This window comes from Cypionkella sp. TWP1-2-1b2 (assembly GCF_049896245.1).
Lineage (GTDB): Bacteria > Pseudomonadota > Alphaproteobacteria > Rhodobacterales > Rhodobacteraceae > Cypionkella.
The window spans coordinates 157,971-171,415 of the sequence record NZ_JAFCTX010000004.1; the positions used below are offsets into that span (position 1 = coordinate 157,971).

The window sequence follows — 13,445 nt, forward strand, 5'->3', positions numbered from 1 at the left end:
GTGACTATAAGGATTTAGGCATCCTTCGCAACGCGGGCTAGGGCCAGAACAGAAATCCCTGCGGCACCGCCTCCAATACACGCCTCGGCAGCAGCGGCAAAAGTAGCACCCGAGGTCATAACATCGTCGATCAGCAGCACATGGCGGCCTTCAACCCGGTTCGCCCGCCTTGGATGCAGGGCCAAAGCATCCTGCATATTGGCAAAACGTCCATCGCGGCTGCGGCCTTCCTGACTGCCGGTATGCCTGCGGCGAATCAGCAGATCGGGGCAATGATCCAACTCGGCCAGCTTCGCCACGGCGGCCGACAGCAACGCCGCCTGATTATAACGCCGCTTGATCAGCCGCAGCCAATGCAGCGGGATCGGGGCCACGATCATCCCCGGCTTTAACATCGGCCCCGCCACCCGGTGCAGCCAGTTTGACGCAGGCCGCGCCAAATCAAGTCGATCGCCATGCTTCAGCGCCAGCACGATGCGCCGCGCGTTGTCTTTATACAGCATCGCCGCGCGGCCTTGCGACCACGGCCGCGCGATGGTCAGGCAATCATCGCAATGCTCGGGTTTTCCGGTATCCTCCCCCGGCAAAGGCACGCCACAGTGATCGCAGACCAGCCCGGTGATAAAAGGCGTCTCGCGCCAGCAGGCCCCGCACAGGCCGAAATCGGTCGTCACCCGCGCATCGCAGGTCAGGCACTGCGGCGGGTAGATCAGATGCAGCGCGGCTTGCAATCCCATGCCTTCCCCCTATGTTCCCTGCCCATGACGCCCGCCCTGCCCATGCCTTTAACAGACCGCAAAGCCCTTGCCCTGCACCGCGCCCGCGCGACCGCCTTCTTCCTGCAAGAGGAAGTGGTGCTTGAGGTGCAGGATCGCCTGAGCGAAGTTAACAGGTCGTTTACAAATCCGACTGTGGTGACTGCTTTTCCGCATTTGTGGCCGAATTTTCCGACGATAGCCGATGACGAGACGCTAAATCTGCAAATCGAAGCGCAGGATCTGGTGATCAACGCCCTCACTCTGCATTGGGCGAATGACCCGGTCGGGCAGTTGGTGCAGTGCCGCCGCGCCCTGCGCCCGGATGGTCTGTTCCTTGGCCTGCTGTTTGGTGGCCAAACCCTGTATGAGTTGCGCACCAGTCTTGCTCAGGCCGAATCGGAAGTGCTGGGCGGTCTTTCCCCCCGCGTGCTGCCGATGGGCGAAATCCGCGATCTTGGCGGATTGCTGCAACGCGCGGGCTTTGCGCTGCCGGTGGCGGACAGCTTCACCAAGACCGTGTTCTACCGCGACGCCTTTCACCTGATGAGGGATCTAAGGGCAATGGGTGAGGGCAACGCCTTGGTGGCACGGCTGAAACATCCCACCCGCCGCGCGGTTCTGACCCGTGCCGCGCAGATATACATGCAAACCTATGCCACGTCCGGAGGCCTGGTTCCGGCGACGTTTGAGATAATCTGCCTGACCGGATGGGCACCGCATGACGGCCAGCAAAAGCCGCTGCGACCCGGTTCGGCGACGGCTCGGCTGGAAGACGCTCTGAAGACCGCGGTCAAGAACGGTTGACGCCGCCCGCAGCCGCGTTATTTCGGGGTCAGCTTTAGGAGCCAACATGACCGACATCGCCCCCGGAACCGGACGCTTAGCCTACGCCCCCGCCGATCACCCCCCGGTGAAACAGGCCAAGATAGGCATTTTACTGGCTAATCTCGGCACGCCGGATGGCTATGACTACTGGTCAATGCGGCGCTATTTGTCGGAATTTCTGTCGGATAAGCGCGTCGTCGATATCCCGGATTGGAAATGGCAACCACTGTTGCAGTTGATCATCTTGACCAAGCGGCCTTTCACATCAGGCGCGAATTACAAGCTGATCTGGAATCACGAGAAAAACGAAAGTCCGCTGCTGACGATAACAAAGGCGCAGACGGCGGCGATTGCTGCGGCTGTGGCGGCTAAGCATGGCGACAGTATCATGGTGGATTTCGCAATGCGTTACGGCAATCCGTCAACCGAATCAAAGGTCAAGGCGATGGTGGCAGCAGGGTGCGAGAAGATTTTGTTCTTCCCGCTCTATCCGCACTACGCAGGCGCAACCTCAGCCACCGCCAATGATGCTTTCTTTTCAGCTTTGATGAAAGAGAAACGCCAGCCCGCCGCCCGCACCGTGCCGGAATACTTCGACCGCCCCGTTTATATCGAGGCCCTCGCGCAATCGGTCGAGCGCGCCTATGCTGGCCTGGATCACAAGCCGGATGTGCTTGTCACCAGCTACCACGGCATGCCGATCCGCTATCTGATGGAGGGCGATCCCTACCACTGCCAATGCGCCAAAACCACACGACTGCTGCGTGAAAGGTTAGGCTGGGAAAAGGGCGCGATTGATGTGACCTTCCAATCGGTGTTTGGCCGCGAAGAATGGCTAAAACCCTACACCGTCAAGCATGTCGCAGAGCTCGCCAAGCAGGGCAAAAAACGCATCGCAGTGATGGCTCCGGCATTTTCAGCCGATTGCATCGAGACACTGGAAGAAATCAACGGCGAGATCCGCGAGTCTTTCGAACACGCGGGCGGTGAGGTGTTCACCTATATTCCCTGCCTCAACGACGAACGCGCCCACATCAGCGCGCTGGTGCAGGTGATCGAGGAAAACCTCGCCGGATGGATCTAGCTTTTTGCCCTGCCTTATCAGACAGGGCTTTGGGCCAGATCAGCCGCCTGTGGCAACCACTTCAACCGGATCGCTACCGCCGCCACCGCTCGAAGCGACGGCTGCGATGACCAGCACCAGCAGCAACAGCGGGATAATGACGCCGCCCGACGAGGACGCGGTTTGCGCCGCAACGACCTCCGGCTCCATCACCGGCTCGACCACCCCGCCCGCAAAAGCAGAGGTTGTGGCCAGCGACAAAGCAGCAGCAAGAGCAATCTTCTTCATGGGTATCTCCAATAAACGTCAAATCCGCGCGGGTTTGCGCGACCAGATCATCCTCAAAAAAACCACCTGCGAAATGTACCATACGGCTGTATCACGGGCTCTGATAACGGCACCCTGGCTGCAAAACCGCAGCGCATTGGTGTAGCCAGATTAAAACCTGAGCGTCCGTGCGCAAAATTTAGCGACGAAGGCCCCAGCAATCAATCAGTTCTTAGTGAATGTGCATTCTTAGTTTGAAATTCTAAAAAACGTGCGGCGTTGCCAAAGGTCCCGCTCGATTTAGCCTGTAAAATAGAAAAGGACGGCAGATTGCTCTGCCGCCCATTCCAAATTCGATCCAAGGATTAGTTGGACGAAACTGCAGCAGCCACAATAACGAGCAGCAGCAGCGGGATCAGGATGCCGCCCGAGGACGACGTGGTTGCCGCTTTGACAACTTCCGGTTCCATTACAGGTTCAACAACGCCGCCAGCGAAAGCGGTGGTAGCAGCAACCGACAAAGCGGCAGCGAGAGCGATTTTTTTCATGTCTATCTCCAGTTTTCTGCATACCGCCAAATTCGCAGAGGCGACGGCACGCACCCAAGAATATTCCTCGTATCTGCTCTCTAACCCGGCTCTCATCGAAATTGCAACGCCGCACCAAAATCAGACCCAAAGCGCGTCGGGTTGTCGTCAATTTAGCAACACCTTGCAAAGAGGTTTGCGGAGATGCGCGGCAGAACCGAAAACACTTTGGTTTCAAAGGCAACGCAGGCCCACAAAACCGCCTGACACGGCGGTTCTGCGGCCATCAAACCAGCGCAGAATTGCTAGATGAACACCACCTGAGTGCCGACCTTAGCCAAGGCAAACAGTTCCAGAATATGCTCGTTATACAGCCCAACACAGCCGTTCGACGACCGACGACCGATCTTGCGGGTGTCATGCGTGCCGTGGATGCGGTAGGCAGGCCAGTCGAGGTACAGCGCGCGCACCCCCAACGGATTTTCGGGCGAGCCACCGGGGACGACTTTCGGCCAATCCGGGTTACGCTCCAACTCTCCTGCGGTTGGAATCCACGTCGGATTGACCACCTTCTGAATCACGCTGGTATGGCCGCGCCGTGTCAGTTCTTCGTTCAATGGCACCGAGCTGGGGTAAAGCCGATACACCGCTTGATCTTCCGACCAGTAGTGCAGCGCGCGCGATTCGAGATCGGCAACGATAACGCCGTTGCGGGTATTGTCGAAGTAATCGCGCCAGTCCAGCATCCGAAAGCCCGAGATATTGTTGCGGATCGGACCCGTCAGCGGCTTATCCATCTCGGTGGTGCCAGCTTGCTGTGCTGCGGCTGGAAGGGCTGCGGCGGTCAAAACCGTCGCTGCACCGCCCAGAAACAGGCGGCGGTTCAGCGTATTGCGGGGTGCGGCGGCCATACGGCTTCTCCATTTTTCATCTGCTCTGCGACGGCTTTTACCGCTTTGGCTGTCCCGCCGCAAATCAAACACGCGTTAGTAGGCGATCTGACGCCAAGTTTGCCCCGATTTTTATGGGTTGGATTTGAAACCGGGGCCGGACTTCGCTAAGCACAGGCAAACAAAGGGCCACAGGCGGTCCGAATAGGGTGTAAGCAGATGAACAGACGAACAGCCCTTGTCGCGGGCGGCGCAACTTTACTTCTCGCCTCCTGCGCCATGAGTTCGGCCCCCCCGGTGGACGCCACGGGTGCCGCCTTGCCACGGGTGTACCGCATCACGGCGGCCGAGGCCGAAAAGATCCCTTTCCGTTTGCTTGATTCGGTGAACGCTTTGCGCACCGCCAAAGGCGTGCAATCGCTTTCCTATAACGCCGCGCTGAACGCCGCCGCCCTCACCCATTCCCGCGATATGTCGGTGCAGAACCGGCCGTGGCATTTCGGCTCGGACGGCTCGTCGCCGCTGCTGCGGGTGCAACGGGTTGGATACACCGGGCAGTTCTTGGGCGAGACGATTTCCGAGACCTATCAGACCGAGCTGGAAACCCTGTCCGCTTGGATGAGTGAAGCCGATACCCGTGATGTCATCCTGAACCCCAAAGCGCGCGAAATCGGCTTTGCCTGGTTCCAAGAGGAATCCGGCAAGATCTGGTGGACGCTGGTTTTGGGCGGCTGATCCACGCCAAATCAGACGAAAACGGCGGCAAGCGCGGCTGCCGTTTTATATCTTACGGTAGGATCACAATCGGCGTGCCCGGATTGATCATCGCGTAAATACGCTCAATTTCCTCGTCCGTCACCGCGATGCAGCCCGCCGTCCAATCCGGGCTGGACACCTTGCGCGGCTTGCCATTGGCTTTGCGCGGCGGCCCACCATGGATCATGATATCGCCACCCGGAGGCTTGCCAAGCAACGCGGCATGTGCGCGGTCTTCATTGTTGGGATAACTGATGCCCAGCGACAGATGGTAGCGCGAATCCGGGTTGCGGTGGGTGATGTAATAGATGCCCTCGGGCGTCTTGCCATCGCCTTCATATTCCTTCGGACCGGTCGGAACGCCACCCAAACCGATCTCATAGGCCTTGATGACCTTACTGTTGTGCAGCAAATACATCTTGCGATTGGCCTTTTGCACCTGCACCGAGGTGATCTCTGGCCCATTATATGTCTTGAATTTTGACGAGCACGCGGTCAACGCCAGCCCAGCCAAAACCACCAGAAGAATCCGCAAAACCCGCATCGACTGCCCGCTCGTTATTATATTTTCCCTGCGGAATAGCGAAAAAACCGCGCGTTGCCTAGTCTGCGAAACGGCACAGCTGATCACAGTTTTTTCAACGGATGGGGGGCGGCTTTAGGTGCGGCTGAACTTTGCCACCAATTCCACATGTGCAGACCAGCGGAATTGATCGACCACTTGCACCCAATCCAAGTGATAACCACCCGCAATCAACACCTTAGCGTCGCGGGCAAAGCTGATTGGGTTGCAGGACACAGAGGCAATCACCGGCACCTTGCTGCGTGCCAGCACCGCCATCTGCGCCTCGGCCCCGGCGCGCGGCGGGTCGATCACCACGGCCTCGACGCCCTTGAATTCATCATCTTCCAGCGGGCGACGGAACAGATCGCGGGTTTCCACCGTGACGCGTTTCAGCCCCTCGGTGTTATTGGCCGCCTTTGCCAGCGCCGCCATCATCGCAGCCTCACCTTCTACCGCATGCACCTCGGCGCGTTCGGCCAGCGGCAAAGCAAAGGTGCCAACCCCCGCAAACAGATCAACGATCTTCTTCGCGGGACCTATCGCCAAAGCCACCGTACGCAGCAAAGCCTGCTCACCCTCGACCGTTGCCTGCAAGAACGCACCGGGCGGCGGTGACACCAAAGCGCGGCCAAACCGTTGCATCGGGGCGGTGCGCAAAGCTACGGTATCGCCATTCCACGTCAGCCGCGCAAAGCCGTAAGTCTCCGTCACTCGGGCGAGTTCCAGCTGCAACTGGCCGTCCAAAGGCTTGCCGCCCACCACCATCACATCGGCCCCCGACAACGAGCGCGTTACCGTCAGCGAGACCTCTGCCGTGCGAGAACCGCCCAGCTTCACCAAGGCTTGCAGCCCCGGAAACGTCGCGATCAGGTCAGGATGCAGCAACTGGCAGTTCGGCACCTCGACCACCATATCGGATGCGCGGGCATGAAAGCCCATCAGCGCGCCGGTCTTGGTCCTCCGCGCCGCAATCGTCGCCCTGCGCCGCGATTTTGCGGGTGAGGTGATGATGGGGCGAAATTCAGCCTCCAACCCCTGCCCAGCCAAAGCGCCCTTCACAATGCCCAGCTTCCAATCAGCGACAAAGCGGTCCGAGGCGTGCTGCATCATACAGCCGCCGCAGGTTTTGGCGTGGGAGCACGGCGGCTTCACCCGGTTGACCGAGGGTGTCACGATGCGGAAATCCGCCAGCTGATCGCCTTGAAGATCGCCTTCCACTTCCTCGCCCGGCAACATTCCGGGCACAAAGATTGCCCCCAACGGCCCCTGCGCGATCCCGTCGCCAATGTGGCCCAGCCGGTCGATGGTCACTTTCACTCTGCCGCTTCCTTTTCTTCGGTGCCGATGAAGCCGCCTGATTGGCGATTCCAGTAGCGCGCGTATAGTCCGGCCTGCGCCAGCAGCTCGGCATGGCTGCCCTGTTCCACAACGCGGCCCGCGTCAAGCACCACAATCCGGTCCATCTCGGCAATCGTCGACAGGCGGTGCGCAATCGCCAGCACGGTTTTGCCCTGCATCACTGAGGTCAAGGCGGTCTGAATGCTGGCCTCAACTTCCGAATCCAGCGCCGAGGTCGCCTCATCCAGCACCAAAATCGGCGCGTCTTTCAGGAAGGCGCGGGCGAGAGCAATCCGCTGCCGCTGCCCGCCAGACAGCTTCACCCCGCGCTCACCCAGATAAGCGTCATAGCCCTTGCGCCCAGCAAAATCGCGCAGGTTCAGGATAAAGTCATGCGCCTCGGCTTGCTTGGCCGCCGCGATCATCATGTCTTCCGTCGCCTCCGGGTTGCCATACATGATATTCTCGCGCGCGGTGCGGTTGAACATCGCGGTTTCCTGCGTGACCATGCCGATTTGACGGCGCAAGCTTTCCTGCGTCACCGCCCGCACATCAATGCCATCAATCGAGACGCGGCCCTTTTCGGCGTCATAGAGCCGCAAAAGCAGCGCCACGAGAGTCGATTTCCCGGCGCCCGAAGCGCCAACGATGCCGATCTTCTCCCCGGCCTTGATATTAAGATTAAGGTCGTCAACACCACCTCGCCCATCTTCAGTCTTGCGACCATAGGCAAACGTCACATGCTCCATCCGCACTTCGCCTTGCACGCGCGGCATCTCCACTGCGTCCACAGCATCGTTCAACGTATAGGGCGGCGTCAGGGTTTTCACGCCATCCTCAACCTCGCCCAAGTTGCCAAAAACGGACATCAAACTGAACGACACCCAGCCGGTCATCTGCGCCAGACGGAACGCAATCGCCCCCGCCGCCGCAATATCGCCCGATGTTGCCCCGCCCAGAGTCCACAGATAAACCGTAGCCCCCACCAGCAACACTGGCAGCACCCCGGCCAAAGCCATAAGGGAAAGCCGGAACCAGCTGGAAATAATCCCATATTCAATCGCCTTGTCGCGGAAGGCGTTCATCGCCTCCAGCGCCACGCCATCCTCGTGTCGCGAATGGGCGAACAGCTTGACGGTTTTCATATTGGTGACGGTATCGACAATCTGCCCCGTCACCATCGCCCGCGCTGCCGCCCGCGAGGCCGAAGCGCCGCGCACCTTTTTCAGAAATCCTTTGATAAACAGGATATAAGCCGCAATCCAAGCCACCAGCAGCAGCGAAATCCAGCCGTTGATCGTGCTCAGCAGCGCCACCGAGCCCACCACAGAAGCCAGCGAAAACGCCATGGTTTCAATACTGCCCGACACAACATCCGTCGCCGCCCGCGCCACCTGCATCTGCTTTTGCGCGATCCGTCCGGCGAAATCATTGTCGAAAAACGTCACCGCTTGCCCCAAGGTCCAGCGATGCATCCGCGACAGGATCAGCGGAAACAGGTTAGGTTCGACAATGATCGAGGCCGCATGGGTGGTCAGGCCGAAAATCAGCGGGCGGGCGATCAGATACAGCCCGACAAATCCCACGAACAGCCAGATATGATCGCTGAACACCGTTGCTGGATTGGCGGAGTTGGCGACATCAATCACATCGCCCAAAAGTGTCGCCGAAATCGCTTCCATTGAACCAGAGGCCGCAGACCAGAACGTCGCCCACAAAATTCCCGGCCAAGCCCCCTGCACTGCCCATAGAAAGAACTTCCACGTTGTTGTCGGAGGATTGGCTGAGGCGGGTCTAAACGGCCTGATTGTGGGGAAAAATCTCATGCGTCCGTCTCCAACCCAATGAACCCGCCCGATTGACGCGCCCAGAACCGAGCGTAAAGTCCGTTCGCACGCAGCAGTTCCGCATGGCTGCCCTGTTCGGCGACGCGGCCATCCTCCAGCACCACAATCCGGTCCATCGCCGCAATCGTCGACAGCCTATGCGCAATCGCGATCACGGTTTTGCCCTGCATCACGCCAAACAGCGCCTCTTGAATCGCCGCCTCAGCCTCAGAATCCAGCGCCGAAGTCGCCTCATCCAAAATCAAAATCGGCGCATCTTTCAGGATCACCCGCGCCAAAGCCACCCGTTGCCGTTGCCCGCCCGACAGCTTGACGCCACGTTCGCCGACATGGGCATCATAGCCCATCCGCTCCTCAGGGTCCTGCAATGTCAGAATAAACTCATGTGCATCGGCTTGTTTCGCCGCCGCAATCATCTGCGCCTCGGATGCCTCGGGCCGCCCATACAGGATATTCTCGCGCACAGATCGGTGCAGCAAACTGCTGTCCTGCGCCACCATGCCGATGCGTTTGCGCACCGAATCCTGCGTCACAAGCGCAATATCTTGCCCGTCGATCAAAATCCGCCCGGCCTCAGCATCGTAAAACCGCAGCATCAGCTTCACCAACGTCGATTTCCCCGCCCCAGATCGCCCAACAACCCCGATCTTCTCGCCCGGCTTCACATCCAGCGAAATCGCCTGCAACCCACCCGAGCCGCGCCCGTAATGGTGCGAAACCCCCTCAATCTGCACACGACCCTGCCGGAAATCCAACGCCGCAGCGCCCGGCTGGTCGACCAATGCAATCGGCTGGGTGATCGTCTGCATCCCCTCTTGCACGGTGCCAAGGTTCTGCACCAGATTGGTCGTCGCCCACATGATCCAATAGGTCATATTGTTCAGCCGCAGCACCAACGTTACCGCAGCGGCGACAGTGCCAACACTCGCAAGGCTATGATACCAAAGCCACATCGCCCAAGCCGTCACCGCCACGATCAGCAGGCCATTCAGTGTGGTCAGTATGATATCCATCTTTGTAACCACGCGCATTTCGGTGAAAAACGTCTGCCGCGCCCGTTCAATCGCTTCGCGGCCATAGTTTTCCTCAAGGTCGTGATGCGCAAACAGCTTCACCGAATGGATGTTGGCATAGGCATCCACCACCCGCCCCGTCACCGCCGAACGTGCTTCGCTTGAGGCCGTCGAGGCCGGTCCCGCCCGCCCAATCGTCCAGCGCATCAGCGCGACATAGCCGATAAACCACAGCACCAGCGGCAGCAACAGCCGCACATCCGCACCTGCCAACATGATCGCAGCACCCACCAGCGTGGTTGAGGCAAAAGCCACCGCGTCAAAGGTCTGAAATACCGCCTCCCCCGCCGCCGGGGGGGCCTGCATGATCCGATTGGCAATCCGGCCCGCGAAGTCAGACTCGAACCAGCCAACAGGTTGGCGCAGCACATGCCGATGCGCCCGCCAGCGCATCATGGTGCCGAAATTCGGCAGAATCGTGTTGTGCAGCAGGGCCACGCCGGTGCCGCCAATCAGCGGTCGCAGAATCAGAACCGCAAGCGCTACAAGGATAATTTCGCGGCCATGATCCGCCCAGACCTGCACTGGGTTGCCATTCGCCAACAGATCGACCAGCCGCCCGACATACCAGATCAGCCCGACATCAAACGCCGAATTGGCCGTTGCCACTAGCGCCGTTACTGCGAAAACCCCCTTAAATGGCCGCACATAGTCGCGCAGAAACGGCCACAGCTTGCGCGGCGGCGTGTCGGTTTGGGTGTAGGCAGCATAGGGGTCAACAAGACCCTCAAAGAACTTGAACATGATGATCTCGCGGGTTGGCCTTGGCATATAGCGCCGAAGGGGGGCGAAGGAAACCTTACGCCAGCAGGTCAGACTTGCGCAGATAGAGGTCAGAGGCAAGCCAGCGCGCCTGTATTTCGTGCAGTTTTTTGCCCAGCGCGGTACCTTGCAGCGTGGGCATCAGATCAGCCGCAGTCACGGGGATGCTGCTTGCCACCCCCCGCGCGATCTCGGCCTGCCAGTTTTCTGGGGGAGCCGTTTCAAACAAAGCCGCACGGCACAAAACCACATCGCTGGCGGCCTCTGTCCCGAGTTTCCACCCCAAAGCCGCAGAGGTCAGTGCTGAGCCGATTTCGTCTCTAACAATCGTATTAGAGCCTATTTCCGTCCGCGATAACCGCAAAGCTTCCCCCGGATCAGCTCCACCCAAAACCGCCAATCGCCGCTGCCAACGCGGTGGCAGATCGCCCTCCAGATGCACGAGAATGCCTAGTGCTTTGGCGTCCGATCCCGGCAAAATCCGCATCAAAATCCCGGACTGCGCCATCGCCGTCACCGCAGGCGCAGGGTCGCGCGCGCCGAGCATTTTGCGCATCTCGGCACCGATGCGTTCGCGCGAAAGCCCTTCGATCCCTTCCGCATTGGCCGCACAAGCCGCCAACCCCTCGGCATCAATGCCGCCATTGGGATCTGCATAAACCGCGTAAAACCGAAAAAACCGCAGGATGCGCAGATAATCTTCCCGAATCCGAGCTTGCGGTTCACCGACAAACCGCACCCGCCGTGCGGTCAGATCAGGCAAGCCTCCCAAAGGGTCCAAAACCGAGCCATCCGCCCCCGCGTAAAGCGCATTCATCGTAAAATCGCGCCGCGCCGCATCCTCGGCCACGTCGGTTGAGAACGCGACCACCGCCCGCCGCCCATCGGTTTCCACATCACGGCGAAACGTGGTGACTTCATGCGCCACGCCACGTGCAATCACAGTTACCGTGCCGTGCTCTATCCCAGTCGGAATCACCCGAAATCCGGCAGCTTCGGCAATGTTAGAGACGATTTCAGGCCGCGCAGCCGTCGCAATATCAATATCCGCAACCGCCACCTCCAGCAGGGCATTGCGCACACAGCCGCCGACAAATAGCGCTTGATACCCGGCCTTCACCAAGACAGCAAAAAGTGCCTGTGTGCCGGAATGATTGATCCAATCGCCGGAAATCTTCATGACGCCATCTCTGCCAGATTGCGCAAAATTCGTGCGGTGGCCCCCCAGATATAATACGGCCCATAAGGCACCGCAAAATAGCGGCGCGGCTGACCTTTCCACACCCGGCCCTCAATCACAAACTGCCCCCGGTCCAGCACATGCTCCAACGGCACGCTGAACACCTCATCCACCTCTCCCACTTCCGGCACCGGGATAAAATCGTCTCTCACAAGGCCCAAAATCGGTGTGATCATGTAATTCGTCACGGTTTCATGGCTCGGCAGACGACCCAAAACCTCGACCCGCTGCGGCGGCAACCCAATCTCCTCCCAAGCCTCTCGCAACGCCGCAGCCTCGGGCCCGCTATCCCCAGCATCCACCTTACCACCCGGAAATGCGATCTGCCCTCGATGGTGTTTCAGATGCGAAGATCGCTTGGTCAGGATCAACCGCGCGCCGTCTGGCCGCAGCCAAACCGCGATCAACACCGCCGCCGCGCGCAACACGCGCGTATCGGGCAGCAAAACCGGGTTCAGGTCAAAATCCGACGACTCGCCCGCAGGACGGGCGAGCGCATCTTTCAGACGGGCAATCTCATCCCGCATCACCCGGCGCTTTCACTGCGTCAAAGCCCAGCGTTGCCGGGTCAAACTCATAATGCTTGCCGCAGAACTGGCAATCTGCCGTCACCACGCCTTCCGGTGTGGTCATGTGCTTGATATCTTTCGCCGAGTAAATCGACATCGCCTGCACCACCTTTTCCGGCGCGCAGGAACAGCCGAAATGCACCACTTGCGCGTCAAACACCCGTGGGTCTTCTTCGTGGAACAGCCGCACCAAAAGGTCAGTAGGCGCCACACTCGGCCCGATCAATTCGATTTCCTCGACCGTATCCAACAACGCATTGGCCCGCGTCCAATTTTCGGCCTCATCGCCCGCCAGAATATCGACATGGCTGAGCAAACCGCCCTCACCCGTGCCCGCTTCCGCCGCAACCGCCCCCCCCACAGGCGGCATATGCTGCAACATCACGCCGCCTGCGCGCCAACGCGAAGCCTCGCCGGGCACTTGGGTCTTGCCGAACGTCAGGGCGAATCGGGTGGGGATTTGCTCCGATTGCGCGAAATAGGTTTGCGCGCAATCCGACAAAGACTTGCCCGCAATCGGGGTAAATCCTTGATAGGGTTGCATATCTTGGCCCTGATCAATCATCACCGCGAAGTAACCTTCGCCGATCTGGCTAAACGGTTCGGCGTCCAGATCCAACCGATCTGCATCATAGCTGGCATAGGCGCGGATGCGCGCAGGCTCACCTTCCTCGCTTGGGCCGTAATAATCGGTTGCAATCAACCGCGCCGGGCCTTTGCCGCGAATTTGCAACGACAGTTTCCAGCGCAGCTTGACCGATTGCCCGATCAGCGCGGTCAGCACGGCGGCTTCGGCGACCAGCGCCTCAATCACAGGGGGATAATTGTGCTGCTTCAGCACGTTATCGAGCGCACCGTCCAGCCGCGCCACGCGGCCACGGATATCCGAGCGGTCAAGTTGAAAGGGCAGGACGGTATCGTCCCAAGCGATTTGCAAAGAGGAGGTCATGGGGTTTCCTAAACGT

General features: G+C 59.6%; 14 protein-coding genes. 3 read left to right on the plus strand and 11 right to left on the minus strand.

Annotated elements, in window-relative coordinates; translation table 11 throughout:
• Window positions 1–14 precede the first annotated feature (14 nt).
• Window positions 15–737 (minus strand): double zinc ribbon domain-containing protein, encoded by a 723-nt coding sequence (locus ACP7AP_RS03905; RefSeq protein ID WP_426032429.1) that lies wholly within the window; start codon window positions 735–737, stop codon window positions 15–17.
• A gap of 24 nt (window positions 738–761) precedes the next feature.
• Between ACP7AP_RS03905 and ACP7AP_RS03910 the strand changes: the two genes are divergently transcribed.
• Complete coding sequence (locus ACP7AP_RS03910; RefSeq protein WP_426032431.1) at window positions 762–1,562, plus strand: methyltransferase domain-containing protein; 801 nt, start codon at window positions 762–764, stop codon at window positions 1,560–1,562.
• 46 nt (window positions 1,563–1,608) lie between these two features.
• Window positions 1,609–2,667, plus strand: coding sequence for a ferrochelatase (gene hemH / locus ACP7AP_RS03915; RefSeq protein WP_426032433.1), 1,059 nt, complete (start codon window positions 1,609–1,611; stop codon window positions 2,665–2,667).
• A gap of 39 nt (window positions 2,668–2,706) precedes the next feature.
• Here the strand turns inward: hemH and ACP7AP_RS03920 are convergent, their stop codons facing one another.
• From ACP7AP_RS03920 to ACP7AP_RS03930, 3 genes are all read right to left on the minus strand, one after another.
• Complete coding sequence (locus ACP7AP_RS03920; protein ID WP_426032435.1) at window positions 2,707–2,934, minus strand: hypothetical protein; 228 nt, start codon at window positions 2,932–2,934, stop codon at window positions 2,707–2,709.
• Between the two features lie 344 nt (window positions 2,935–3,278).
• A complete protein-coding gene (locus tag ACP7AP_RS03925; RefSeq protein ID WP_054006793.1) occupies window positions 3,279–3,461 on the minus strand; it encodes a hypothetical protein in 183 nt (60 codons plus the stop codon).
• 284 nt (window positions 3,462–3,745) lie between these two features.
• Window positions 3,746–4,351, minus strand: a complete 606-nt coding sequence (locus ACP7AP_RS03930) for a L,D-transpeptidase (protein WP_054006794.1) — start codon at window positions 4,349–4,351, stop codon at window positions 3,746–3,748.
• A 198-nt stretch (window positions 4,352–4,549) separates the two neighbouring features.
• On the opposite strand from ACP7AP_RS03930, the gene ACP7AP_RS03935 reads away from it, so the two are divergent.
• Window positions 4,550–5,065, plus strand: coding sequence for a CAP domain-containing protein (locus ACP7AP_RS03935; RefSeq protein ID WP_426032438.1), 516 nt, complete (start codon window positions 4,550–4,552; stop codon window positions 5,063–5,065).
• Window positions 5,066–5,117: 52 nt separating this feature from the next.
• On the opposite strand, the gene ACP7AP_RS03940 is transcribed toward ACP7AP_RS03935, so the two are convergent.
• The 7 genes from ACP7AP_RS03940 to ACP7AP_RS03970 all read right to left on the minus strand — a co-directional run bounded on the left by ACP7AP_RS03940 (window position 5,118) and on the right by ACP7AP_RS03970 (window position 13,429).
• The gene (locus ACP7AP_RS03940; protein WP_426032440.1) at window positions 5,118–5,630 is read right to left on the minus strand and encodes a L,D-transpeptidase family protein; all 513 of its coding nucleotides are present in this window, start codon (window positions 5,628–5,630) and stop codon (window positions 5,118–5,120) included.
• Window positions 5,631–5,744: 114 nt separating this feature from the next.
• The gene (locus ACP7AP_RS03945; protein ID WP_426032442.1) at window positions 5,745–6,968 is read right to left on the minus strand and encodes a class I SAM-dependent RNA methyltransferase; all 1,224 of its coding nucleotides are present in this window, start codon (window positions 6,966–6,968) and stop codon (window positions 5,745–5,747) included.
• Window positions 6,965–8,815 carry an ABC transporter ATP-binding protein gene (locus tag ACP7AP_RS03950; RefSeq protein ID WP_426032444.1) on the minus strand — a complete coding sequence of 617 codons (1,851 nt, stop codon included), beginning with the start codon at window positions 8,813–8,815 and terminating at the stop codon, window positions 6,965–6,967. The genes ACP7AP_RS03945 and ACP7AP_RS03950 overlap by 4 nt, the downstream gene beginning before the upstream one ends.
• On the minus strand, window positions 8,812–10,653 hold the full coding sequence (locus ACP7AP_RS03955; protein WP_426032446.1) for an ABC transporter ATP-binding protein: 1,842 nt from the start codon (window positions 10,651–10,653) through the stop codon (window positions 8,812–8,814). Before ACP7AP_RS03955 ends, ACP7AP_RS03950 begins: the two co-directional genes overlap by 4 nt.
• A 55-nt stretch (window positions 10,654–10,708) precedes the next feature.
• On the minus strand, window positions 10,709–11,851 hold the full coding sequence (locus ACP7AP_RS03960; RefSeq protein WP_426032448.1) for a CCA tRNA nucleotidyltransferase: 1,143 nt from the start codon (window positions 11,849–11,851) through the stop codon (window positions 10,709–10,711).
• The gene (locus ACP7AP_RS03965) at window positions 11,848–12,438 is read right to left on the minus strand and encodes a CoA pyrophosphatase (protein ID WP_426032450.1); all 591 of its coding nucleotides are present in this window, start codon (window positions 12,436–12,438) and stop codon (window positions 11,848–11,850) included. The genes ACP7AP_RS03960 and ACP7AP_RS03965 overlap by 4 nt, the downstream gene beginning before the upstream one ends.
• The gene (locus tag ACP7AP_RS03970; RefSeq protein ID WP_426032452.1) at window positions 12,428–13,429 is read right to left on the minus strand and encodes an Hsp33 family molecular chaperone HslO; all 1,002 of its coding nucleotides are present in this window, start codon (window positions 13,427–13,429) and stop codon (window positions 12,428–12,430) included. The genes ACP7AP_RS03965 and ACP7AP_RS03970 overlap by 11 nt, the downstream gene beginning before the upstream one ends.
• Between the last annotated feature and the right edge of the window lie 16 nt (window positions 13,430–13,445).

Coding starts and splice junctions, on each gene's coding strand:
- ACP7AP_RS03910 (WP_426032431.1), top strand. CDS start 762: ATGACGCCCGCCCTGCCCATGCCTTTAACAGACCGCAAAGCCCTTGCC.
- ACP7AP_RS03925 (WP_054006793.1), bottom strand. CDS start 3,461: ATGAAAAAAATCGCTCTCGCTGCCGCTTTGTCGGTTGCTGCTACCACC.
- ACP7AP_RS03955 (WP_426032446.1), bottom strand. CDS start 10,653: ATGTTCAAGTTCTTTGAGGGTCTTGTTGACCCCTATGCTGCCTACACC.
- ACP7AP_RS03920 (WP_426032435.1), bottom strand. CDS start 2,934: ATGAAGAAGATTGCTCTTGCTGCTGCTTTGTCGCTGGCCACAACCTCT.
- ACP7AP_RS03935 (WP_426032438.1), top strand. CDS start 4,550: ATGAACAGACGAACAGCCCTTGTCGCGGGCGGCGCAACTTTACTTCTC.
- ACP7AP_RS03940 (WP_426032440.1), bottom strand. CDS start 5,630: ATGCGGGTTTTGCGGATTCTTCTGGTGGTTTTGGCTGGGCTGGCGTTG.
- ACP7AP_RS03950 (WP_426032444.1), bottom strand. CDS start 8,815: ATGAGATTTTTCCCCACAATCAGGCCGTTTAGACCCGCCTCAGCCAAT.
- hemH (WP_426032433.1), top strand. CDS start 1,609: ATGACCGACATCGCCCCCGGAACCGGACGCTTAGCCTACGCCCCCGCC.
- ACP7AP_RS03960 (WP_426032448.1), bottom strand. CDS start 11,851: ATGAAGATTTCCGGCGATTGGATCAATCATTCCGGCACACAGGCACTT.
- ACP7AP_RS03930 (WP_054006794.1), bottom strand. CDS start 4,351: ATGGCCGCCGCACCCCGCAATACGCTGAACCGCCGCCTGTTTCTGGGC.
- ACP7AP_RS03970 (WP_426032452.1), bottom strand. CDS start 13,429: ATGACCTCCTCTTTGCAAATCGCTTGGGACGATACCGTCCTGCCCTTT.
- ACP7AP_RS03965 (WP_426032450.1), bottom strand. CDS start 12,438: ATGCGGGATGAGATTGCCCGTCTGAAAGATGCGCTCGCCCGTCCTGCG.
- ACP7AP_RS03905 (WP_426032429.1), bottom strand. CDS start 737: ATGGGATTGCAAGCCGCGCTGCATCTGATCTACCCGCCGCAGTGCCTG.